The organism is Acidimicrobiia bacterium, assembly GCA_040881685.1.
GTDB lineage: Bacteria > Actinomycetota > Acidimicrobiia > IMCC26256 > PALSA-555 > SHVJ01.
The window spans coordinates 137020-159851 of sequence record JBBECS010000002.1; the positions used below are offsets into that span (position 1 = coordinate 137020).

Below are 22832 nucleotides of genomic sequence, written 5' to 3' on the forward strand. Positions count from 1 at the left end.
ATGCACACTCGCCGCGCCTTCGCGCTCCTCGTCATCGCCGTGCTCGTGCTGGGCGCCTGCCGCCGTCTCGCACCGGCACCGCCACCCCTGCCAACGGCACCGGTCGGCGTCGCGGCCAACCCGATCTCGATCGACCTCGACCCGGATCCGGCTGTCGCCAACCTGCAACAGCGCGATGCACCTGACCCGTTCGTGTTCAGCGTCGACCCGGCATGGTGTGACACCGGCGCCGGAACGCCGCCCGCGTGCTTCTACGCGTACTCGACGCAGGTCAAGTTCAACCTCACGCCGGTGTACCGATCGACCGATCTCGTCGATTGGCAGCTCGGTGGCTACGACAGCCCGGACGACGCCGACGCGCTGCCCAACGGCGCGGCGCGCAGCGGAATCGCGTCATGGGCCGAGTTCATCGGGCACTGGGCGCCGTCTGTCCTTGAGCGGCCGAGCAACCCGACCGGTCGATTCGTGATGTGGTACTCGGCGGTGTCGAACGTCGCGCCAACGGCCGGCTATCACTGCCTCGGCGTCGCGGTCGCTGATTCTCCCGGCGGGCCGTTCATCGACGACTCGACGGCACCGGCGTACTGCCAGACGAACCAAGGTGGTTCGATCGACCCGAGCTTCTTCGTCGACAGTGACGGCACGGCGTACCTCCAGTACAAGACTGAAGGTCGCGGCTCCGCACCCGTGGTGCCGACACGCATCTGGACCTCGAAGCTCGCGCCCGACGGTCGCAGCGTGGTGGCCGGCAGCGAGCGGCTGCTCCTCGAGGTGGATCGGGCGGCCGGAAGCTGGGAGAACCCGATCGTGGAGGGCCCGTCGCTGGCGCGGACGCCAGCCGGCCTCTTCCTCTTCTATTCGGCCTACCACTGGGAGACGAACGGCTACAAGGTCGGCGTCGCGCGCTGCGACTCGGTTGTGGGTCCGTGTCGACGCGTCTATCGCACCCCGGTCCTCGCGTCGCGCTCGAAGATGTGGGGACCAGGCGGCCAGAGCCTCTTCGCCGACGCCGCAGGGAACTGGTACTTGGCGTTCCATGCCTGGGCCGCTCCGACGGTTGGCTACGGCAACGGCGGCATGAGGACCCTTCGGATCCTGCCGTTGTCGTTTGCGACGGGGGCGCCCGCGGTGGGCTGAGCCCGAGCCGTACGCTGGCGGCCTTCCGATGGAGGTCACCGTGCTTCGTGGTTCCTCAGTGCGTGCCTTGGCCGCGCTCACCGCGTTGGTGCTCGCGTTGCCAGCCTTCGCGACTCCGGCCGGCGCCGCCAAGGGCACACTCGACGACCCCTGCACGTACGTGACCACCGGCAAGATCGCCAAGGTCTACGGGGCGGATGTGAGCGAGCCCAAGCTGAACCTGCCCTATCTCTTGTGCGACTTCGTCGTGGGTGACAACCCGGCCGCGCCGTTGGGCACCGTGCGGGTCGTCCAGCTCTTCCCGCACTTCGCGCAGACGACCACCAACGCGAAGGCGGCATTCCAGGATCAGCACGCGTTCGACGTCGTGAGCGAGTTCGCGCTCGCCGACGTGTTCAAGGTGGGACGTCAGGCCTACGTGAACCTCGACACCGGCTCACTCGTGGTCCAGGCAACCAAGCAGTTCATGTTCAGTGTCGAGTGGCGCCCCCCCGAAGAGGAAACGCCACTACCAAGAGCAGACCAAAAGCGCTTAGAAAAGCTGGCAAGGCAAATCGTCCAACGCGCCCCCCAATAAGCGCTTGCTCTCTTCGCCGATCGCGGACCATTGGGCTCGCCGAGGGGTGGCTTTGCCGCCCCTCAACCACCGAGCCACGACCCAGCTGGACGCCGGGAGGGGCACACGGGGAGAGGCCTGCCCTCCCCGTGAATCAAATGTCGTAGTACATGTAGAACTCCCAGGGGTGGGGGCGTAGACGCACCGCGTCGATCTCGTTGATGCGCTTGTACTCGACCCACGTCTCGATGACGTCGGGTGTGAACACCCCACCCGCGAGCAGGTAGTCGTGGTCGGCCTCGAGCGCCGCGAGTGACTGGTCGAGCGAGCCCGGCACCTGTGGCACCTTCGCCAGCTCCTCCGGCGGGAGGTCGTACAGGTCACGGTCCACCGGGTCGGGTGGCTCGGTCTTGTTCTGGATGCCGTCGAGCCCGGCCATGACCAGCGCCGCGAACGCGAGGTACGGGTTCGCCGACGGGTCCGGGCACCGGAACTCGAGCCGCTTGGCCTTCGGGCTCTTCGAGTACAGCGGGATGCGCACTGCCGCGGAGCGGTTGCGCTGCGAGTACACGAGGTTCACCGGCGCCTCGTAGCCCGGCACCAGACGCTTGTACGAGTTCGTCGTCGGCGCGCAGAACGCGAGCAGCGACGGCGCATGCTTGAGCAGCCCTCCGATGTACCAACGGCACAGGTCGGAGATGCCGCCGTAGTTCTTCTCGTCGAAGAAGAGCGGCTCGCCGCCCTTCCACAGCGACTGGTGCACGTGCATGCCCGAGCCATTGTCCTGGAAGAGAGGCTTGGGCATGAACGTCACCGACTTGCCGCGGTGCCACGCGACGTTCTTGATCACGTACTTGTAGAGCATGAGCTTGTCGGCCATGCGCAGCAGCGTGTCGAAGCGCATGTCGATCTCGGCCTGACCCGCGGTGCCGACCTCGTGGTGCTGGACCTCGGAGTCGATGCCGAGCCGCTCGAGCGTGAGGATCATCTCGGAGCGGAGGTCCTGGTACGAGTCCATCGGCGGGACGGGGAAGTACCCCTCCTTGTACCGCGGCTTGTACCCGAGATTGGGTGAGCCGTCGAGCTCGGTGGCGCGTCCGGAGTTCCACACGCCCTCGGACGAGTCGAGGAAGTAGTACCCGGAGTGCTGGTTCTGGTCGTAGCGGGCTTCGTCGAAGATGTAGAACTCCGCCTCGGGACCGAAGTACGAGGTGTCGGCGATGCCGGTGCCCTTGACGTAGTCCTCGGCCTTCTTCGCGATGTACCGCGGGTCGCGCGTGTACGCCTCGCCCGTCACCGGATCCTGTACGAAGCAGTTGATGTTGAGCGTGGTGTGCTCGCGGAACGGGTCGAGGATCGCGGTGTTCGGGTCGGGGATCAGGAGCATGTCGGACTCCTGGATCTCCTGGAAGCCACGGATCGACGATCCGTCGAAGCCGTAGCCCTCCCCGAACGCGTCCTCGGTCAGCTCGTGGATCGGCAGCGAGAAGTGCTGCATGATGCCGGGCAGGTCGCAGAAGCGAACGTCGACGATCTCCGCGCCGCTGTCCTTCGCCAGCGCCAGCACTTCCTTGGCGTTGCGGTCCTCCACTGGTCGTCCTCTTTCGTTCCTGGTGAACTGGGCAACGGCGAGCCTGTCACATCAGGCGTTTCACTCCCGTTGCCCCACTGTGAACGGCGTGTGAACTGGCCGAGGGAACGCCACGTCTACGGGTTTGGGCTTGGGTCGGTCACAACCTCACCTGTCAGACTTGTTCAAATGAGTGGCCGCGGCGGCGGGTACCCCGACGCCGCAACGAGAGAGCAATGGAGCCGATGCAAGCGCAGACCGACTACGTGCTGAGGACGGTCGAGGAGCGCGGCGTGCGCTTCGTTCGGCTGTGGTTCACCGACGTCCTGGGGTTCTTGAAGAGCTTCGAGATCACCCCGGCCGAGATCGACGTCGCCCTCGAAGAGGGGATGACGTTCGACGGCTCGGCGATCGAGGGCTACAGCCGGGTTCAGGAGTCCGACATGCTCCTGATGCCGGACGCCGGCACCTTCGAGATCGTGCCGTGGCACGACGAGGAAGCCCCGACGGCACGGATCTTCTGCGACGTGCACCACGTATCGACCGAGCCCTTCGACGGCGACCCGCGCTTCGTGCTCAAGCGCAACCTCGAGCGCGCCCGTGAGCGCGGCTTCACGTTCTACGCGGGCCCCGAGATGGAGTTCTTTTACTTCCGCAGCTCGAGTGAGCCGGATCCACTCGACCACGCCGGGTTCTTCGACCTGACCCAGATGGACACGGTGTCGAACCTGCGCAAGAACACGATCCTCGCCCTCGAGGCAATGGGCATCCCCGTCGAGTACAGCCACCACGAGCTCGGGCCCAGTCAGCACGAGATCGACCTGCGGTACACCGATGCTCTCGCCATGGCCGACAACGTGATGACGTTCCGGCACGTCGTGCGCAAGGTTGCGCAGGATCTCGGTGTGCACGCCACGTTCATGCCCAAGCCGATCGCGGGCGACTTCGGTTCGGGCATGCACACCCACCTCTCGCTCTTCGAGGGTGACGTGAACGCGTTCCACGACCCGGGCGACGAGTACGGGCTCTCGAAGGTGGGCAAGTGCTTCATCGCCGGGCTGCTCACCCACGCCCGCGAGATCACCGCGGTCACCAACCAGTGGGTCAACTCGTACAAGCGCCTCAGTGTCCGGTACGAGGCTCCGGTGTACGTGTGCTGGGCGCGCAACAACCGTTCGGCGCTGGTGCGCGTGCCTGTCCACAAGAAGGGCAAGGAGAGCTCCACCCGCATCGAGTTCCGCTCTCCCGACCCCGCGTGCAACCCGTATCTGGCGTTCTCGGTGATCCTCGCCGCCGGCCTGAAGGGGGTCGAAGAGGGATACGACCTCGCGCCAGAGGCCACCAACAACATCTTCGAGCTCACACCCGAAGAGCGCGCCGCCGAAGGGATCACGGAGCTTCCCCAGTCGCTCGGCGAGGCGATCGACGTGATGGAGGAGTCCGAGCTCGTGGCCGAGGCGCTCGGTGAGCACCTCTTCGGCTACTTCATCCGCAACAAGCGTGACGAGTGGGCCGAGTACCGCGCGCAGGTGACGCCGTGGGAGATCGAGCGATACCTGGGGTCACTGTGAGTGCAAAGGCGCGCCGAACGTGACCTCCCAGCCGATCCTCGTCTACCCCGATCCGCCGGCACCGTTGCTTGCGCAGACGCTCGATCTCTCCGGACACACGTGGAAGGCCGTCGCGAACGCGTCGGTTGCCGCGAGCCAAGAGCCCGCCGACGGCTGGACGGGCGCGGTCGTGACCGCCGACGACGATCCCGAAGGTGCGTTCGCGATGTGCCGCGCGTTGCGCAAGCGTGACGGTGCGCTGGCGCCCGTGCTGCTCCTCGTGACCGGCGCGCAGCTGGGTGAGCTCGAGCTCCGCGAAGACCTCTTCGATGACTTCTGCCTGTCGCCCTTCCACCCGAAGGAGCTCGAAGCGCGCTTGCGTCATCTGCTGTGGCGCACGGGCCGCGGCACGCACCCCGAGATCGTCGAGTACGGCGACTTGGCTTTGAACCTCGAGACGTATCAGGCGGCGCTGTCCGGCAAGCCGCTCGACCTCACGTTCATGGAGTACGAGCTGCTGAAGTTCTTCGCCACACACCCGCAGAAGGTGTTCACACGCGAGCAGCTCCTGTCACGCGTGTGGGGCTACGAGTACTACGGCGGTGCGCGCACGGTGGACGTCCACGTGCGGCGGCTTCGCGCCAAGCTCGGCGAGGAGCACGCCAGCCTGATCCAGACCGTGCGCTCGGTGGGCTACCGGTTCGGACAGACACGCAGCCTCTCGACGGCTTGACGCGTCAGTCGGCGTCGGTCTGCACGTCGGCGGCCTCGTCGGGCGCTGACGCCAGCTCCCCGAACACGGTGCTCCACGCCGCGCCAGCGAACATCACACCCACGGGAACGGCGATCACCATCGCCAGCACGAACACGATCCCACCGACCACGCCTCGAGGCTACCGCCGGGCACTTGCGGGACGGCACCCGCGACGGGCAGGGTCCCCATCTCGGCGTCGACCGAGAAAAGGGGGATGGAATGGCTTTCGACGAGGAAAAATTCGCCCGCTACGGCCTGCTTGCAGGAGTGGCCACCGCGGTGCTGTTCATCGTCAGCGGGTTCATCGCGGGGAGCCCGCCGATGGTCAGCGACACTGACAAGGAGATCCAGAAGTACATCATCGACAACCAGGACGCGCTCAAGATCTCGTCGTATCTCGGCGGTCTCGCGGCCCTGACGTTCCTCTGGTTCCTCGGGAGCCTGTACGGCCGGCTCCGCGCCAGCGAAGGTGGGAACGGTCGTCTCTCGCGCGTCGCGATGATGAGCGGGGTCGTTGGGCTCTCGGTCGCCCTCGCTGGCAACGCTCTCGCCGCGCATGCGGCACTTCGTCCGAGCTTCGGGTTGTGGCGGCTCGCGAACCAGTTCTACGGCTTCACCGGCTTCGCAATTGCGGTGTTCGTGGCGGCCGTGTCCGTCCTCATCTGGAGCAGTGGTCTGCTGCCGAAATGGTTCGGCTACGCCGGCGAAGCGATCGCGGTCGCCTTCTTGATCGGCGCCGCGAGCGTCGCCACCGAGAACGACACGATCGCGATCGTCGGGTTCGTCGCGTTCATCGCCTGGTCGATCTGGCTCGCAGTCCTCAGCGTGCAGCTCTACCGCAAGGACGCATAGCCGTCGAACTCACGCGCGCAGGCGTCGGGCGGCGCGCGTCCCGCGAGCCGGGAAGCTCTCGGGGCGCACGCTCTCGGCGGCTGCCACCGCGTTCCACGCCGCGGCTGCTACCGCCGCGAACACAGCGTCTGACCCGCGCGCCAACGGCTCGCCGGCATCGTCGAGCACCGTCACGTCGATCGGCGGCGTGTCCTTGGCCCGGATCACGCCGAAGGACCGGATGGTGAGATCGAGCACCTCCCCGGTCTCGGGATCCACCGCGATGCTTTCGCTGAGCACCCAACCCAGCCCCATGTGCGCGGCGCCGATGCAATAGGACCGCAGCACCACCTCGTCGAGGGGGTCTCCGACCGCGACGCGCACTTCGACTCGTTCGAGCGTGCCCGTGGCCGGGTCCATGTGCACCCGTGCCCCCGCGACCGCGCCGCTCGGTGCCAACGCACACGTGTCGAGGAGCGCGTCGGCAACCCGCTCGTCGACCACGAGGTCCGATCGTGACGCACCAGCTTCCGAAAGCGCGCCTTCGAGCAACACCACCCGCTCGGCGACACCCGTGCCGCGTGCCGCCGCGCCTACCGGGGGACCCGGCACCGATACCGCGGACCACGCGCCCATCTCGTCGATTCGATACGGCCACGCCGCGGGATTCTCGAAGGAGTCGAGGGCACCGGCGACGGTGCCTTCCATCCGGATCGTGGTGCCCTCCAGCACCGCGCTCGCCGCCATCGGCGGCCGCTTGGGTCCGCAGCGAACGACGTCCTCGCGCGACCAGATCGCCCGGACGGGCCGACCGAACCGGTCGGCGAGCTCGCGCGCGGCCGTGGTGACGGGCGATGTCGCCTTGCCGCCGAACGCGCCGCCGTTCGCGAGTGGCGTCTCGGGGGCGCCGCCGGGGGTGCACCAGGACGCGTCCGGCTCGAGGTAGGCCGGTTCGACCCATCCCGTCGCGAGCCGGACACCGCCGGGGCGTGCAGCAGGCAGTGGGATGGGCGCGCGCTGGTCGAGCGTCGTGCGCCGGCCCTGCACCTTCCCGGCTTGCTCGCGCGCCGCTTCGAGCGACTCCCCCACCACCCATTCGATGCCGGCGGCCTCCACCGAGCCCGCCGCCGATCCCGGCGCTCGCGGTACTGCCACGAGCGCGTCACGCGGCGCGGTGTCATCCGCGAAGCCGGCTGCACCCACGGGTACGTCGAGTCCGACGCGTTGCGCGACTCCCCCCTCGAGCTGGGCCCGTCGAGAGGCGGCGTCGAGGTCACGCGCCGGCGCCGCTTCGGGGCGCGGGGCCGCCGCGTCCTCGATGGCCTGCTGGACGGTGCACCACCCGGTGCACCGACAGAGATGAGCCGCGAGCGCGCGGTCGATGCTCACCCGATCCGTGCGGCCCTTCGTGGCGGCCGCGGCGGCCCGCACGACGATCCCCGGCGTGCAGAACCCGCATTGCGAGCCGCCCGACGCGACGAAGGCGTCCACCAGGCGATCACGCACCTGTGCGTCGAGACCTTCGATCGTGGTGACGCTGCGACCGGCGACTCTGGACGCGGCCGTGACGCATGCCACCCGCGGCGCGCCGTCGACGAGCACGGTGCAGCATCCGCATTGACCCTGCGGCGCGCATCCGTCCTTCACCGAAACCAGGCCGAGGTGCTCGCGCAGCACCGAGAGCAGAGACTCTCCAGGGCTGACGTCGGCGTCGACCGTCGTGCCGTTGCAGGTGAACGTGACCCGATCCGACTTCGACATGTCGAACGGGCAGGATAGGGGCATGGTGCAACCGGCGATCTCCCGACGCGCGTTCCTTGCCGCTTCGGGTGGGCTGGCGATCGCAGCCACGGTGTGGCCCGAGATCGCGGGGGCACACGAAGAGCACAAACTCGGCAAAGGGCTCGGTGCGCTCGTGCTCTCGAGCGATCTGTACGCGTCACCAGAACCGCAGCGGTTCGTGTTCGGGCTCGGTTCCAAGCGCGGGTACGTGTCGGGTCCGCCGGTCAGCATCGGGTTCGTGCCACCGGAAACCACCGGAAAGGTGGACGTCACGCTCGACCCGACCCGTCTCTACAAGGCGGGGCTTCCCAAGGGCCGCGGTGTCTATGTCGCCGAACCGGTGCTCGACATACCCGGCGTGTGGCCGGGGGTCGCGCTCGTGAAGGATCGCAAGATCGACCTCGCGATCGAGGTGAAGGAGGCACCCGACGCGCCACAACCCGGAACCGCCGCGTCGCGCGCGCCATCACCCACCGTGGCCGACACCCTCGGCGTGAAGCCGATCTGCACCCGCCAGCCGCGGTGCCCGCTGCACACCGTTTCGCTCTCCGAAGCGATCGGCGCGGGAACGCCGGTCGCAGTGCTCTTCGCGACGCCAGCCCGATGCCAGTCGCAGTACTGCGGGCCGGTGCTCGACACGTTGCTCTCGGTACGGGATGGCCACGAGGACGTCACGTTCGTGCACGTGGAGATCTATCTGAACAACAAGACTGTGGAGCTCGCTCCGACCTTGCAGGCATGGGGTCTGTTGAGCGAGCCGTGGCTCTTCACGGTCGACGAGACCGGCACGATCGTGGGTGCGATCGACGGTGCCTTCGGGCGCGGCGAGATGGTCCAGCTGCTCGACGCGCTCGTCTGACGCGAAGAGGCCCGCCGTTCCCGGCGAGCCTCTCCCTGAATCTTTGGAACGTCAGCGACGCTTGCGGGTGGTCCGCCGCTTGGTCGCCTTCCGCTTCGCCGTCTTCTTGGCGGTCCGCTTCTTCGCGGGCCGACGCTTGGCCGTGCGCTTCTTGGTCGCCTTGCGCTTCGCCGTCTTCTTGGCGGTCCGCTTCTTCGCGGGCCGACGCTTGGCCGTGCGCTTCTTGGTCGCCTTGCGCTTCACAGCTTTGCGACGCGCGGGCGCCTTCCTCTTGGTCGCCTTGCGCTTCACGGCCTTGCGACGCGCGGGCGCCTTCCTCTTGGTCGCCTTGCGCTTCACGGCCTTGCGACGCGCGGGCGCCTTCTTCTTCTTGGCGGCCTTCTTGGCCGTGCGCTTCTTGGTCGCCTTCCGCTTCGCCGGCTTCGACGCCGCGGGTGCGGGCGACGGTGACGGCGGGGCGGGCGGCGGTGGAGGTGTCGACGGCGTCGAAGGCTCCCAGGGCCGCGGCGACGGTGGCGTCGGCGGGCTCGACGGCCCACCCCCGAGGGGTGGGTTGGGCGGCCAGGTGGATGACATGCATCGCTCCCTTCAACCAGCGCGGCGCGTGACGTTCGCGAGATGCCGCGAAAGCGCGCTCAGCGTAACCCGAATGCACCGCGATTGGCGGCATTCCTCCGACGCGGGAAGGCGCGGGGAATGCGGGGCGGTCAGGAGAACGACTGGCCGCAGCCGCAGCTCTTCTGGGCGTTCGGGTTGCTGATCGCGAACCCGGCGTCCTGGAGCCCGTCCTTGTAGTCGAGCATCGCGCCCTTCAGCATCTGGAGGCTGGCGGGGTCGACCACGACCTTCACTTCTCCATGCTCGACCTCGAGGTCGTCGGCCGCGATCTCCGTGTCGAAGAACATCTCGTAGCTGAAGCCGGAGCAGCCCCCGGGGCGCACCGCGACGCGCAGCACGAGCCCGTCGCTCTCGTCTTCGGTTGCGATGAGGCTCTTGACCTTCGACGCGGCAGCGTCGCTGATCAAGAACGTCTGGCTGGCGTCGGTGACGGTGAACATCGACATCGAACTCAGTCCTCTTCTTCTTGGTGTCGTCGACTACTCATCAGGGTACCCGACGGCGACGGTGACATGGCACGGCTCTGGGTCGTACAACGTGGAGAACTCCTCGACTGTTCCCCCTCCGACCTCGTCGACCACGCCCTCACACAGTCCGCGGTGCAAGTTGCAGACCAGCTCGGGGTAGGCCTCGGCGAGCTCGCGGAACGGGCAGTGGAGGAACTCGATGCGGGTGCCGCCTTCGGAGGTGCCGTTGCCCTGCTCAACCGACGGTTCGAAGCCGAGACGATTCAACTCGGACTCCAGCGCGCTGAGGCACGAGCGCGATCGCGTGCGCCGCCCGGCTTCGACACCCCAGGCGTGACCGGTGTTCGCCGCGTCTTCGGCGTCAGCGCCCACGCGCTCACCCAGCGCGGCGAGCAGTCCGGCGAGCAGGGCATGCGCGGGCGGGTCGAACCCCAGCCCGGGCGCGCCAGCGGCGAGGAAATAGAGGTGCTGCGGGCGCCCCACGGTGCCGCGGTGCACCGCCTCGGCGTCGACCAGGCCGACGTCCTTGAGGCGTTCGAGGTGCAGCCGCACCGTGTTCGCGTGCACGCCGAGGCGGTCCGCGAGATCCTGCGCCGAGAGCGCGGCGGTCGACGACGCCAACTCGGCATATACGGCGTATCGGGTGTCGTCAGCCAGCGCTTTCAACACATTGAGGTCCATCAGTACCCGCTCGCTCTCTGCGAGTCGGGATACCCGCCTCGCGGGCGTTCGCTCGCTGGGCGAGCTCTCTCGCTTGCGCTCGGTCGCCGCACAGCGATTGACGGTAGCGCCAGGGGGGCATATTTTCAAGACAGACACTGTTTTTATTGACCCCATGCAGACACCTGACCCGAACGACCCTGGCGCGCCCGTCCACGAGCCTGTGGCCGGCCCGGCGCCCGCCGCCGACGAGGTGCGCCGGATGCTCGCGGGCGTGATCGACCCCGAGCTCCACGTGAGCATCGTCGAGCTCGGCATGGTCGACGACGTGCGGGTCGAGCCCGATGGCCACGTCACCGTCAAGGTCGCGCTCACGACCGCGGGATGCCCGCTGCGCGGCCAGATCAAGTCCGAGATCCGATCGAAGGTCCGCGGCCTTCCCGGCGTCCGTGCTGTCGACGTCGAGTACGGCGAGATGACACCCGAGCAGAAGACCGCAGCGATGCAACGCGCGCGCTGGAACGCGCGCGAGGGTGCGGAGCCGACCGAAGTGCCGTCGGGCACGCGAGTCCTCGCGATCGCCAGCGGCAAGGGCGGCGTCGGTAAGTCGTCCGTCACCGTCAACCTTGCAGCCGCGCTCGCGGCGCGCGGCCTGACCGTCGGCGTGCTGGACGCCGACATCTGGGGCTTCAGTGTGCCGCGCATGCTCGGCGTCGAAGGTCGCCTCGGCGGCGCCGACGGCAAGATCCACCCCAACACGGTGGAGGTCGCGAACCAATTCGACCCCGGCGGTGCCCCCGGCCTGCTCAAGGTGGTGTCGATGGGGTTCCTCGTGGACGACGAGGGCACCGCGCTCATGTGGCGCGGGCTCATCCTCACGAAGGCGGTCGAGCAGTTCCTCACCGACGTGGGCTGGGGACCGATGGATTACCTCCTCATCGACCTCCCTCCGGGAACCGGAGACATCCAGATGGGCCTGGCGCGGATGCTCCCCCAATCGGAGCTGCTCGTCGTCACCACCCCGGCGGCCGCAGCGCAGCGGGTCGCGGTGCGCGCCGCCGACATGGCTCGGCGCTCGTACCTGAAGATCGTGGGGGTGATCGAGAACATGAGCGCGTTCGTCGCGCCGTCAGGAGAGCGCTTCGAGGTCTTCGGGGAGGGCGGCGGGTCCACCCTCGCCTCGGAGATCGGTGCACCGCTCGTGGCGCAGATCCCGCTCGAGCCGGCGGTCTCGCTCGGGAGCGACACGGGCCGACCGGTGGCGATCGACGACCCGAAGAGCCCCGCCGGCGCCGCGTTCCACGACCTCGCTGCGCGGATCGTGGACGACCTCGCGCCCCCGATCGAGATGGCCGGCTGCACGGCGCGAATCCTCGAGCTCGCCGAGCAAGCAGCGGCGAAGACCTGAGCTAAGCGACCTTCCAGGCGGCGCGGGCGGTGGTGCCGACGACTTTGCGATCGGCCTTGAGCTTCACGAGGTGCGCATGGACCTGCCACCCCGCGGCCTCGATCAGCTCGGGCGGAAGATGGTCCTTGCCGTAGATGTCGCCCACGAGCTCGGCCACCTTGGCCCCGTCACGCTTCTTGAGGAGCCGGAGGACCTGTTGCTCACGCTGACGTCGGTGGGAGATGTAGTCGTCGAGGCGCACTTTGGGCTCTTCGATCATGTCACCGTGACCGGGCGCGATGCGACGCAAGCGCATCCGGCGTAACCGCTCGAGCGTCTTCACATAGACCGCCATGTCGCCGCCGCGCGCCGGGTTGACCACCGAGTACATCCCGTCGAGCACGGTGTCGCCCGTGAACAACACCCGTTCTTCCTCGAGAAGGAAGGACACGTGGTTCGGAGCGTGACCCGGCGTGTGGAGCACCTCGAGGCCGAACTCGCTGCCCTCGATCGTGTCGCCTTCGGCGATCACTCGGTCGGGAACGATGTCGACGTCCTTCTCACGCTTCCCGAACATCAGCAGCTCAGCCTTCGTTGCCTTGACAAGTCGCTTGGTCGCGGGCCAGTGATCGGGGTGCGTGTGCGTGAGGAGGACCCAGCGGACTCGCTCCTTCATCGAAGCCCCGACGATCGCGTCGACGTGCGCCTTGTCGTCGGGGCCCGGGTCGATCACCGCGACCTCGTCGATCCCGACGAGATAGGTGTTCGTACCCGGCCCGGTGAACGGTCCCGGGTTCCTGGCCACGATGCGACGCACGAGTGGAGAGAGCGCGCTCGGGACTCCCGGCGTGAGGTCGGGCATCAGAGCCCCCCGCGCACACGGGAAGTCGCCGCTTGGGGGGGCTTCACCCTCCCATTGTAGGAGTCGGCCCGGCGAGAACCGGCCGACCCGGACCTACGCTGGAACGCGTGAACGACCCACGTCGCGCGCTGCCGGCCGTGGATCGCGTGCTGCGCGCGCTCCACGGTCTGCCACACGAGCTGCTGGCGACGTGCGCGCGCGAGGCGATCGAGGCCGCGCGCGATGCGGCCGCCGAGGACCGGACCGTCGACGAGGCGTCCGTCATCGCCGACGCCTGTGAGCGTGTCGAAGCGCTTCGGCGAGGTCTGCTCCAACCCGTCGTCAACGCGACCGGGGTGATCGTCCACACGAACCTCGGGCGGGCCCCGCTGGCTCCGGAGGCACTCGGCGCGGTGGAGACGGTCGCCGCGGGCTACTCGAACCTCGAGTACCGCATGCACGAAGGGCAGCGCGGCTCGCGGCACGACCACGCAGGCACCCTGCTGGCGCACGCGTGTGGCGCCGAGGCCGGGCTGGTGGTCAACAACAACGCGGCGGCCGTGCTGCTCTCGCTCGGCGCGCTCGCCCGCGGCCACGAGGTGGTGGTGTCGCGGGGCGAGCTGGTGGAGATCGGCGGTGGGTTCCGCGTTCCCGACATCATGGCGGAGTCGGGGTGCCATCTCGTCGAGGTCGGCACCACGAACCGGACGCGCGTCGGCGACTACCAGGCCCAGCTCCGCGCCGAGACCGCGCTCGTGCTCAAGGTGCACGCGTCGAACTACCGCGTGATCGGATTCACCGAGGCCGCGTCGGTGGCCGAACTCTCGGTACTCGGGCCGCCGGTGATGGTCGACGCCGGTTCGGGCCTTCTCGACGACACCACCCCGTGGTTGCCGCACCGACCGACCTGGTTGCACGACGAGCCAGGCGTTCGCCAAGCGCTGGATGCCGGCGCGGCCATCGTCACGTTCTCGGGCGACAAGCTGCTCGGCGGACCGCAGGCCGGCGTGATCGTGGGCCGGGCCGACCTGGTGGCGACCATCGCGCGGCAACCGCTCGCCCGCGCCATGCGCGCCGACAAGATGACGCTGGCCGCGCTCCAACAGGTCGCGCTCACATACCTGTCGGGTGACGCGACGTCGATTCCGTTGTGGCGCATGGCCACGGCGTCACTTGAAGATCTGCGCGCCCGAGCCGAGCGCATCACAGCGAGCGTGCCGCGCACGAAGGTCGTCGATACCGAGGCGGTCGCGGGTGGTGGCTCGCTCCCCGGGCTGACGATCCCGTCGGTCGGCGTGGCGCTCGACGTGGCCGACGTCGACCAGGCGCTCGCCGCGTTGCGTGAGCACGGGATCGTCGCCCGCGCCGAGCGCGATGCCGTGGTCGCCGACCTCCGCACCGTCGACCCCGCCCACGACGACCGCCTCGCGGACGCGCTCCGGGGGAAATGAGGGTCGTCGCGACGGCGGGGCATGTGGACCATGGGAAGTCCACGCTCGTGCTCGCGCTCACGGGCACGGACCCCGACCGGTTTCCGGAAGAGAAGGCGCGTGGTCTCACGATCGACCTCGGCTTCGCGTTCACCACGCTGCCTTCCGGCATCGAGGTCGGCTTCGTCGACGTGCCCGGTCACGTGCGCTTCATCAAGAACATGCTCGCGGGCGTCGGCGCGGTGGAAGTCGCGCTCGTCGTCGTCGACGCCAGCGAAGGATGGATGCCGCAGAGCGAGGAGCACCTTCGCATCCTCGAGCTGCTCGGCGTGCGCCACGGCATCGTGGCGCTCACGAAGGCCGACGTCGTCGACGCCGAGACCCTCGAGCTCGCGGCGCTCGAGGTTGTCGAGCATCTCGCAGGCTCCACGCTCGCGGATGCGCCGGTCGTCGTCTGCGATTCGGTGTCGGGGCGCGGGATCGACGACGTGCGAGCCGCTCTCGACGCGGTGCTCGCCGACGCACCCGCGGCGCCTGACGTAAGGCGACCGCGGTTGTGGATCGATCGCGTGTTCACGGCTCGTGGCGCCGGCACGATCGTCACCGGGACACTCACCGGTGGCTCCTTCGCCATCGACGATGAGGTCGACGCCGGCGGGCGGCGAGCACGCGTGCGGGGCATCGAGACCGCTGGTCGCAAGGCCGGTACCGCTGGACCCGGTACGCGCGTCGCCTTGAATCTGGCCGGTGTCGAGCATCGCGACCTCGCCCGTGGTGACGCGGTGGTCACCCCGTCGCAGTGGTCCGTGCCGCGCGTGGTCGATGTCGCGCTGCTCAAGCTCGCGGGCGAGGAAGTCCGTCGGCGGGGACGATTCCAGGCGTACGTCGGGTCGGGCGAACGGCGGGTGTGGCTCCGCGTGCTCGACGATGCCGGCGCATATGCGCGGCTTCGGTTCGACGAGGTGGTGCCGCTGGCGCCGGGAGATCGGCTCGTGCTGCGCGACGCGGGCCGCAGACGGACCGTCGCCGGCGCCGAAGTTCTCGATGTCGAGCCGGTCGGCCGGGCCAAGGACGCGCCCGCCCGGCTCTCGCTGCCGATCGGTGGGCGCCTCCTCGCCTCCCGCCCGTGGCTGGCCGTGGGCGATATCCCACGACTGGTTGGGTGCTCCGAACGCGCCGCGACCGCGCTCGTCGACGAGCTGGTCGGAGTGGGCCACGCCGAGCGCGTCGGTGAGTGGATCGTTGACCCCGCAACGCTCGCGAGCTTCCGAGCGGAGGTGGGCGGGCGCGCCCTTGCCCACCATTCGGCCCACCCGATGGATCTCGGAATCGAGCTGGGCGCGGTGGCGAACGCGCTGCGCGTCACTCCCGAGCAGCTGCGGAGCGCGATGGTTGGGGCAACCGATGTCGTCGTCGAGCGCGGCGTCGTGCGCCACACGTCCCATGGGGGGATCGCGGCCGAAACTCCAGAGGCGCGGAGACTTCTGGCCGCGCTCGCCGCCGCGCCGTTCTCGCCCCCGGAGCCTCAGGATGTCGGCGCAGACAAGGCGCTGGTGCGCGCGCTCGTGCGCGAGGGCGCGCTGATCGACGTCGACCGAGTCGTGTTCAGTGCCGAGGCGCTCGGCCAAGCCCGCGCGCTGGTGCTCGACGCGCTCCGCGACCGTGGCCACCTGACCGTCGCCGACATTCGCGATCTGCTCGGATCGACCCGGAAGTTCGTGCTACCGATCGTGGGCTGGCTCGATCGCGAGGGCGTCACGCGTCGGCGCGGTGACGATCGCGTCCCCGGGCCGACGTCAGGCTTGGGCGAGCTCCTCTGACACCGCGTCGGGATCCCAGAGCAGGCGTCGCTCGTTCTCGTTGAGGCCGCCCCAGATGCCGTGCCACTCGCGGATGCGCACCGCGTACTCGAGGCACTCGACCTGGACGGGACATCCACCGCAGATCGCCTTGGCCCGCGCTTCGCGCGCCTCGCGATCAGGCCTGGGCTCGGGCACGGTGGGCGCGAAGAACAGCACCGACTCCGGGCCGCGACAGGACGCACGTCGTTGCCAGATCTCGCCGACGGTACGAACGGCCACAATCCCCCCGGGTGTCCGCCCGATTTCTCGGTGCGGGACGCTACCGCGGGCCTGTCGGCACCGTAAAGAGGTTCGTCACTTCTTGCGCCGAGCCCGGTCCCGGTGGTCGTGGGCACCGCCGGACTCTGGCTCGACCTCGAGCACGAGCCCCTCCACCGAGACCACGCGCACCACCCCGCCCGCCGCGATCGGCGTGGCGCGGTTCGTGCGGGCCCGCCACCGGGCGTCGCGGATCACGACGACGCCGTCTGGGTCCACGGCCACCTCGGCTGTGCCGATTTCGCCGACCACGCCCTCCCGCCCGACGGTCGGCGTCGAGAAGCGCGCTCGGATGAACGACGGGATCGCAAGCACGTGGAACATCCCGACGGATGCGATCACGACCACGAACGCCCACCACGACGGCCTCAGATCAATCGTGCCGCCGTACAAGGTGACCGATCCGGCGATGAGCGCGACCGAGCCGACGGCCGTCCAGAAGCCCAAGCCGCCCGCTTGGGCGTCGATCGCGAAGCCGAACGTCGAGAGCAACAAGAGCGCGACCGCCCACCAATGGACCGGCAAATGGGAGAACCCGTAGAGCGCGCCCACGACACAGAGCGCGCCGACGAACGCGGCGAAGCCGATGCTCGCGGCGAAGAACTCGAACACGATGAGCGCCAAGCCAATGACGAGGAAGAAGTACGCGACCGTCGGGCTGATCAGGCTGTGCTGCACTTGACCGGCCAGATCGAGCGTCTCGAACACAACCTCTTGATTGGGCTGACGCCTCCGGTCGCGCCCTTCGCCGATCACCTTCGCGGTCGAGAGCGTGTGCTCGCCGTCGGCGGTCTCGATCGTCTTCCCGTCGAGCTTCACGATTGTCTCCCCGATCGTCGGTCGCTGCCCGTGGGGCACCTGGCCGGTGACCGTCAGGCCGGAATCACCGTCGTCCGATTGGTCGAGGCGGATCGGGTTTGGGGAACCGATCGTGGACCCCGGTGCACGGAACAAGCGATGCGCCGCGGCCGTGAGCACCGCCGCGCCACCCGTGGCTTCGGCCCCTGGCGGGCCGACCCAGATCACCACGGGAACCCGTGAGCGGTTGATGGCGCGCATCACCGGATCGACATCGGCGATCGCGCCACGCGCGTCGAGCTGGATCAGCAAGAGCGTGCGTCGGTCGGCATTGACCTGCTTGATCGTGTCCTTGAGGAGCGACACATTGGGAACGTCGAGCAAACCCTTGATCTGCACGACGACGATGCCGCGTCGCTCATCGCCTCCGGCCGCTGCGGGTCCAGCGATCGCTGCGTACGCGCCAATCACCAGCAGTGCACACGCAACGAGCCGTGTCCTGTGGAGCCAACGCAGACGCCTCGTAGCATTCGGGCGATGCAGCTCCATGACTTCTGCTCCACCTCCCGGGTCGTGATCGTTGCGGGCAAGGGTGGTGTCGGCAAGACCACCGTGACGGCCGCGCTCGCCACGGCGGCGGCGCGCGCGGGCACGAGCGTGCTGATCGTGGAGGTCGAAGGCAAATCGGGGCTGAGCACCGCGCTCGGCTGCCCGCCGCTCGAATACGACGAACGCGAGGTGCAGCCGGGGTTGCGCGCCCGCACGCTGACGCCGGATCACGCCCTGCTCGAGTACCTGGAGGAGCGCGGGCTGCGCCGGGTCTCCAAGCAGCTCGTGCGCTCCGGCGCGCTCGACGTCGTCGCCACCGCCGTACCCGGGATGAAGGACATCCTCGTGCTCGGCAAGGTGAAGCAGCTCGAGCGGGCCGGTGCGGCCGATCTCATCCTCATCGACGCACCAGCCGCCGGCCACGCCATCACGTTCCTGCTCTCGGCTCGCGGGCTCCTCGACGCGGTCCGCGTCGGCCCGGTGCGCCATCAGGCCGAAGACGTGATCGAGCTGCTGTCCGATCCGGAGCGCTGCCGCGTGATGCTCGTGACGCTGCCGGAGGAGACACCGGTGAACGAGCTCGTCGAGACCGCGTTCGCGCTCGAGGACCGCGTCGGCATCAAGCTCGGACCGGTCGTCGTCAACGCGGTGCCGGGCGACCTTGCGCTGGTTGGCAGCAGTACCGCTGACGACGCGGCCGCCGCGGGCCTGGCACTTCCGGACGAGGCGAGCGCACTCGACGCGGCTGCCTCGTTCCGCCACGACCGCCACGCGCTCGCTTCTGTGCAAGCCGACCGGCTGAAGACGCTCCTCCCGCTCCCCCAGCTCCGGTTGCCGTTCGTCTTCGGCGCGATCGGTCCGGGTGAGGTGGACCGGCTCGCCGACGCGCTTGCGGGTGAGATCGCCGCGCTCCCGGAGCCAGTTGCGCCGTGAGCGTCGTCCGGCTCATCAACGAGGACCACGTCGTGGTCTGCTGCGGCACCGGTGGTGTCGGCAAGACGACCACATCGGCCGTGCTCGCGCTCGCCGCCGCGCGCCGTGGTCGCAACGCCGTGGTCGTCACGATCGACCCGGCCAAGCGCCTTGCCGACACCCTCGGTCTCGACGAGCTCGGTGAGAGCGCCCAGGAGATCGCGCGAGCTCGATGGGACCCGAGCGGCAGCGCCCCGGAAACGGGTCGACTCTCAGCGCTGATGCTCGACACGCACGCCACGTTCGACGCGCTCGTGCACAAGCACGCGAGCAGCCCCGAGCAAGCCCAACGCATCCTGGACAACCGCTTCTATCGCAACATCGCGGGCGCCCTGTCGGGAACCCAGGAGTACATGGCGATGGAGAAGCTGCACGAGCTCCACGAGGAAGGCGGCTACGACCTCATCGTGGTCGACACTCCGCCCACGCGCCACGCGCTCGACTTCCTGGATGCACCGGCTCGTCTCACCCGGATGCTCAACAACCGCATCTTCCGGTTCCTGATGATGCCGACGCGCCGTTCGATGCGGCTCGCGAGCTTCGCGGTGCAGACGTTCCTGCGGACGGTCGCGAAGGTGATCGGCGCGGAGGTGATCGACGACATCGTTGCGTTCTTCCGCGCGTTCGAAGGCATGGAGCAGGGCTTCCGGGAGCGAGCCGGCCGGGTGACCGAGCTCCTCGGCGCCGCCGGCACCGCCTTCGTGCTCGTCACGTCGCCACGGCGCGACGCGGTCGATGAAGCCGAGTTCTTTGCCGAGCGACTGCGAGAGAGCGATCTGCGTGTCGCCGCGCTCATCGTGAACCGCGTCCATCCCGACTTCGGGTTCGGGAGCGACCCCGACGTGTTGCGCCAGCGCGCGGTTGCCCTTGCTGGCTCGGACGGCGTCGCGGCCGATCGGCTGGCCGCTCGTTACGAAAACCTCGCCGACTACGTGGCGCTGGCGCGGCACGAGCGCGACGAGCTCGCGCGAGCGGGAGACCGCATCGGTGCAGGCGCGGTTGCCTACGTGCCTTCGCTCCCACATGACGTCGTCGACATCGCCGCGCTCGACGCGGTGAGCTTCTACCTCGTCGGCCAGGTGAAGTAGGTTCGCTCGCCGTGGGCACGATCTTGGTGGCGGCAGACGGTCATTGGATTCGTGACCAGGTGCGCGCCGCTTTCGTTGCGCCGGGACAAGAGGTCATCGAGGCGACGCGCGGCCAGGACGTGCGCGACCTCGTCCGGACGCAGAAGCCCGACCTGGTGATCCTCGATCTGCAGATCGCCAACATGGGCGGGATCGCGGTGGCCATCGACCTGCACCTCGAGGCGTCGGCCGGACGGGTGCCCGAAGTGCCGATCCTCTTGCTGCTCGATCGCGAAGCCGACCGCTTTCTCGCCAAGCGGGCCGACGCCGACGCGGAGCTGGTCAAGCCAGTCGACGCGTCGACGCTGCGGCGGGCTGCCAAGCCATTGCTCTCGGAGCCTGCTCCGGCCTGATCACTACAATCGGTTCCCCCAACGGGCTGTGGCGCAGTTTGGTAGCGCGCTTCGTTCGGGACGAAGAGGTCCCGGGTTCAAGTCCCGGCAGCCCGACCACCTAGTCAGAGCAGCAGTTCCGCGAGCTGGACGGCGTTGAGGGCGGCGCCCTTGCGGAGGTTGTCACCGGTGACCCACAGGTCCAGCGTGTTCGCCTGGGACTCGTCCTCGCGGATGCGGCCGACCAGCACCGGGTCGATGCCTGCACTCTCGAGGGGTGTCGGTGCGCCATCGACGCCGTCGAGCACGGCTACGCCCGGCGCGCGGGCCAAGACGCTCGCGGCCTCGTCGCGTGAGATGGCCCGCTGGAACTGCACGTTCGCCGACATGGCGTGTCCGACGTACACCGGCACGCGCACGCAGGTGCCTGTGACGCGCAGATCAGGTGCGTGCAGGATCTTGCGGCTCTCGTCGCGCAGCTTGCGCTCCTCCGACGTGACGCCACTCGCGTCAAGCGAGCCCGCGAGCGGGATCACGTTCCCGGCAATGGGCTTCGGCCAGATCTCACCCGGCTCGATCGCGCCCGGTGTCGCTCCGGCGCGGCTGAGCACGTCTTCCTGGCCCGCGCCCTTCGTCCACTGACCGGCGAGCTCGTCGACACCGGGTTGACCTGCGCCCGACACTGACTGGTACGTCGACACCACGAGGCGCTCGATTCCCGCTGCGCGGTGCAGCGGAGCCAGCGCGGTCACCAGCACCATCGTCGTGCAGTTGGGGCACGAGATGATGCCCTTCGGGAGCTCCCGCACATCGTCGGGGTTGATCTCCGCCACCACGAGCGGAACCTCGGGATCCATGCGGAACGCCGCCGAGTTGTCGATGACCTTCGCGCCCGCGGCAGCTGCGCGCGGAGCCCACTCGAGCGCGAGCGGATCGTCGACGTCAACGATCACGAGGTCGAGCCCGTCGAAGCAACCGTCACGCAGCACGGCGCACGTGACCTCACCACCCGCAAACGGAAGCCGTCGACCCTCGGAGCGCGGCGACGCGTACACGCGCAGCTCCGACACCGGGAACGAGCGCTCCTCGAGCACACGCAGCATCTCGGTTCCGACGACGCCCGTGGCGCCAACCACACCCACTCGCATGCCGATTTACGCCTTCTCCAGCTCGAACGCATCGTGCAGCGCCCGAACGGCCTTCTCCACGTCGGCCTCCTGGACCACGCACGAGATGCGGATCGACGAGGTGGAGATCATCTCGATGTTCACGTGCTCGCGCGCGAGCACCTCGAACATGGTCGCGGCCACGCCCGGATGGGTCTTCATGCCGGCCCCGACGAGCGAGACCCGCCCGATTCCCTCGTCGGGAGTGAAGCCCGAAGCGCTGACGTCTTCGACGAGCTGCTCCATCACCTTCCCGGCCCGGCCGAGGTCTTCCTTGGGCAGCGTGAAGGAGATGTCGGTGTGACCGGCGGTCGACACGTTCTGCACGATCATGTCCACGTTGATCGCCTCGTCGGCCAACGCGCGGAACACCTTGGCCGCGACGCCCGGTCGGTCGGGAACGTGGGACAGCGTGATCTTGGCCTCGGAGGTGTCGTTCGTGACGCCCGAGATGATCGCTTGCTCCATCGCTTCCTCCTCGTTCACGACCCACGTGCCTGGTTCCCACGTGAAGCTCGACCGCACATGTACCCGAACGCCGTGGTTCCGGGCGAACTCGACGGATCGCAGCGCCAGGACGCGTGAGCCCGTCGCCGCCATGTCGAGCATCTCCTCGTACGACAACCGCTCGAGTCGCCGAGCCCGAGGCACGAGGCGGGGGTCTGCAGTGAACACGCCATCGACGTCCGTGTAGATCTCGCACGCCTCCGCGTCGAGCGCGGCGGCGAGCGCAACTGCCGTCGTGTCGGACCCGCCGCGGCCGAGCGTGGTCACGTCGAACGCGGTCGAGACACCTTGGAATCCGGCGACGACCGCGACGGCACCCTGGTCGATCGCCTCGCGCAGGCGGTCGGCGCGGACATCGACGATCTTCGCCTTCCGATGCGTGGTGTCGGTGACGATCCCGGCCTGGGAGCCTGTGAAGCTCACCGCGTGCTCACCGCGATCGATGATCGCCATGCACAGCAAGGCGATCGAGATCCGCTCGCCCGACGTGAGCAGCATGTCCATCTCGCGCGCGTTGGGCGACGCCGACACTTCGTGCGCAAGCTGTTCGAGCTCGTCGGTGGTCTTGCCCATCGCCGACACGACGACGACGACCTCGTTGCCGGCGCGACGTGTCGCGACGATGTGCTCGGCGACAGCCTTGATCCGCTCTGGGTCGGCCACAGACGTGCCGCCGTACTTTTGCACGACGAGGCTCACGGCATCGATGGTACCGGGGGACCTGCCGCGAACCTCCTTCATTGCCGAGTCCTCGTACCGTTTGGTCGCGCTCGCTCGGCGCGGGGATGCTCCGCGCCACCCCTTTGGGGACGCTCGACT

Annotated in this window: 23 protein-coding genes and 1 tRNA gene; 13 read left to right on the plus strand and 11 right to left on the minus strand. The window is 68.7% G+C overall.

Translation table 11 applies throughout. The annotated features are described in order from the left end of the window. Positions 1-1137 carry a glycoside hydrolase family 43 protein gene (locus WEE69_00930; GenBank protein ID MEX1143859.1) on the plus strand — a complete coding sequence of 379 codons (1137 nt, stop codon included), beginning with the start codon at positions 1-3 and terminating at the stop codon, positions 1135-1137. A 28-nt stretch (positions 1138-1165) separates the two neighbouring features. Beyond that, positions 1166-1714, plus strand: coding sequence for a hypothetical protein (locus WEE69_00935; GenBank protein ID MEX1143860.1), 549 nt, complete (start codon positions 1166-1168; stop codon positions 1712-1714). A gap of 133 nt (positions 1715-1847) precedes the next feature. Here the strand turns inward: WEE69_00935 and glnA are convergent, their stop codons facing one another. Then, positions 1848-3284, minus strand: a complete 1437-nt coding sequence (glnA, locus tag WEE69_00940; GenBank protein MEX1143861.1) for a type I glutamate--ammonia ligase — start codon at positions 3282-3284, stop codon at positions 1848-1850. 224 nt (positions 3285-3508) lie between these two features. Between glnA and WEE69_00945 the strand changes: the two genes are divergently transcribed. Further along, entirely contained in the window at positions 3509-4834 is a 1326-nt protein-coding gene (locus WEE69_00945; GenBank protein ID MEX1143862.1) for a glutamine synthetase family protein, read from the plus strand. Positions 4835-4853: 19 nt separating this feature from the next. Next, positions 4854-5546, plus strand: coding sequence for a response regulator transcription factor (locus WEE69_00950; protein MEX1143863.1), 693 nt, complete (start codon positions 4854-4856; stop codon positions 5544-5546). Between the two features lie 4 nt (positions 5547-5550). On the opposite strand, the gene WEE69_00955 is transcribed toward WEE69_00950, so the two are convergent. Next, complete coding sequence (locus tag WEE69_00955) at positions 5551-5697, minus strand: hypothetical protein (protein MEX1143864.1); 147 nt, start codon at positions 5695-5697, stop codon at positions 5551-5553. Positions 5698-5786: 89 nt separating this feature from the next. Here WEE69_00955 and WEE69_00960 point away from each other — a divergent pair, with 89 nt between their 5' ends. After that, positions 5787-6419, plus strand: a complete 633-nt coding sequence (locus WEE69_00960; GenBank protein ID MEX1143865.1) for a hypothetical protein — start codon at positions 5787-5789, stop codon at positions 6417-6419. A gap of 9 nt (positions 6420-6428) precedes the next feature. On the opposite strand, the gene WEE69_00965 is transcribed toward WEE69_00960, so the two are convergent. Beyond that, positions 6429-8159: a 2Fe-2S iron-sulfur cluster-binding protein gene (locus WEE69_00965; protein ID MEX1143866.1), complete on the minus strand. Its 1731-nt coding sequence runs from the start codon at positions 8157-8159 to the stop codon at positions 6429-6431. A gap of 22 nt (positions 8160-8181) precedes the next feature. On the opposite strand from WEE69_00965, the gene WEE69_00970 reads away from it, so the two are divergent. Then, complete coding sequence (locus WEE69_00970) at positions 8182-9039, plus strand: hypothetical protein (GenBank protein ID MEX1143867.1); 858 nt, start codon at positions 8182-8184, stop codon at positions 9037-9039. 51 nt (positions 9040-9090) lie between these two features. On the opposite strand, the gene WEE69_00975 is transcribed toward WEE69_00970, so the two are convergent. The 3 genes from WEE69_00975 to WEE69_00985 form a co-directional block, all read right to left on the minus strand. Beyond that, entirely contained in the window at positions 9091-9615 is a 525-nt protein-coding gene (locus WEE69_00975; GenBank protein MEX1143868.1) for a hypothetical protein, read from the minus strand. A 131-nt stretch (positions 9616-9746) separates the two neighbouring features. Next, positions 9747-10103, minus strand: a complete 357-nt coding sequence (erpA, locus tag WEE69_00980) for an iron-sulfur cluster insertion protein ErpA (GenBank protein ID MEX1143869.1) — start codon at positions 10101-10103, stop codon at positions 9747-9749. 33 nt (positions 10104-10136) lie between these two features. Further along, on the minus strand, positions 10137-10805 hold the full coding sequence (locus WEE69_00985) for a helix-turn-helix domain-containing protein (protein MEX1143870.1): 669 nt from the start codon (positions 10803-10805) through the stop codon (positions 10137-10139). A 154-nt stretch (positions 10806-10959) separates the two neighbouring features. Between WEE69_00985 and WEE69_00990 the strand changes: the two genes are divergently transcribed. Next, positions 10960-12192 (plus strand): Mrp/NBP35 family ATP-binding protein, encoded by a 1233-nt coding sequence (locus WEE69_00990; GenBank protein MEX1143871.1) that lies wholly within the window; start codon positions 10960-10962, stop codon positions 12190-12192. Between the two features lies 1 nt (position 12193). Here the strand turns inward: WEE69_00990 and WEE69_00995 are convergent, their stop codons facing one another. Further along, a complete protein-coding gene (locus WEE69_00995; GenBank protein MEX1143872.1) occupies positions 12194-13033 on the minus strand; it encodes an MBL fold metallo-hydrolase in 840 nt (279 codons plus the stop codon). A 107-nt stretch (positions 13034-13140) separates the two neighbouring features. On the opposite strand from WEE69_00995, the gene selA reads away from it, so the two are divergent. Next, positions 13141-14463 (plus strand): L-seryl-tRNA(Sec) selenium transferase, encoded by a 1323-nt coding sequence (selA, locus tag WEE69_01000; GenBank protein ID MEX1143873.1) that lies wholly within the window; start codon positions 13141-13143, stop codon positions 14461-14463. After that, positions 14460-16262, plus strand: coding sequence for a selenocysteine-specific translation elongation factor (gene selB / locus WEE69_01005; GenBank protein MEX1143874.1), 1803 nt, complete (start codon positions 14460-14462; stop codon positions 16260-16262). The genes selA and selB overlap by 4 nt, the downstream gene beginning before the upstream one ends. On the opposite strand, the gene WEE69_01010 is transcribed toward selB, so the two are convergent. Next, complete coding sequence (locus WEE69_01010; GenBank protein MEX1143875.1) at positions 16239-16523, minus strand: WhiB family transcriptional regulator; 285 nt, start codon at positions 16521-16523, stop codon at positions 16239-16241. The two genes, selB and WEE69_01010, sit on opposite strands and share 24 nt — an antisense overlap. A gap of 75 nt (positions 16524-16598) precedes the next feature. After that, positions 16599-17909, minus strand: a complete 1311-nt coding sequence (locus tag WEE69_01015; protein ID MEX1143876.1) for an NfeD family protein — start codon at positions 17907-17909, stop codon at positions 16599-16601. Between WEE69_01015 and WEE69_01020 the strand changes: the two genes are divergently transcribed. The 4 genes from WEE69_01020 to WEE69_01035 all read left to right on the plus strand — a co-directional run bounded on the left by WEE69_01020 (position 17898) and on the right by WEE69_01035 (position 20460). Further along, the gene (locus WEE69_01020; protein MEX1143877.1) at positions 17898-18842 is read left to right on the plus strand and encodes an ArsA-related P-loop ATPase; all 945 of its coding nucleotides are present in this window, start codon (positions 17898-17900) and stop codon (positions 18840-18842) included. The genes WEE69_01015 and WEE69_01020 overlap by 12 nt on opposite strands. Beyond that, entirely contained in the window at positions 18839-19969 is a 1131-nt protein-coding gene (locus WEE69_01025) for an ArsA-related P-loop ATPase (protein ID MEX1143878.1), read from the plus strand. Before WEE69_01020 ends, WEE69_01025 begins: the two co-directional genes overlap by 4 nt. 11 nt (positions 19970-19980) lie before the next feature. After that, a complete protein-coding gene (locus WEE69_01030) occupies positions 19981-20361 on the plus strand; it encodes a response regulator (protein ID MEX1143879.1) in 381 nt (126 codons plus the stop codon). 22 nt (positions 20362-20383) lie between these two features. After that, positions 20384-20460, plus strand: a tRNA-Pro gene (locus tag WEE69_01035). Positions 20461-20465: 5 nt separating this feature from the next. On the opposite strand, the gene WEE69_01040 is transcribed toward WEE69_01035, so the two are convergent. Both WEE69_01040 and WEE69_01045 read right to left on the minus strand, forming a co-directional pair. Continuing rightward, positions 20466-21488, minus strand: coding sequence for an aspartate-semialdehyde dehydrogenase (locus tag WEE69_01040; GenBank protein ID MEX1143880.1), 1023 nt, complete (start codon positions 21486-21488; stop codon positions 20466-20468). A gap of 6 nt (positions 21489-21494) precedes the next feature. After that, positions 21495-22712, minus strand: a complete 1218-nt coding sequence (locus WEE69_01045) for an aspartate kinase (protein ID MEX1143881.1) — start codon at positions 22710-22712, stop codon at positions 21495-21497. Between the last annotated feature and the right edge of the window lie 120 nt (positions 22713-22832).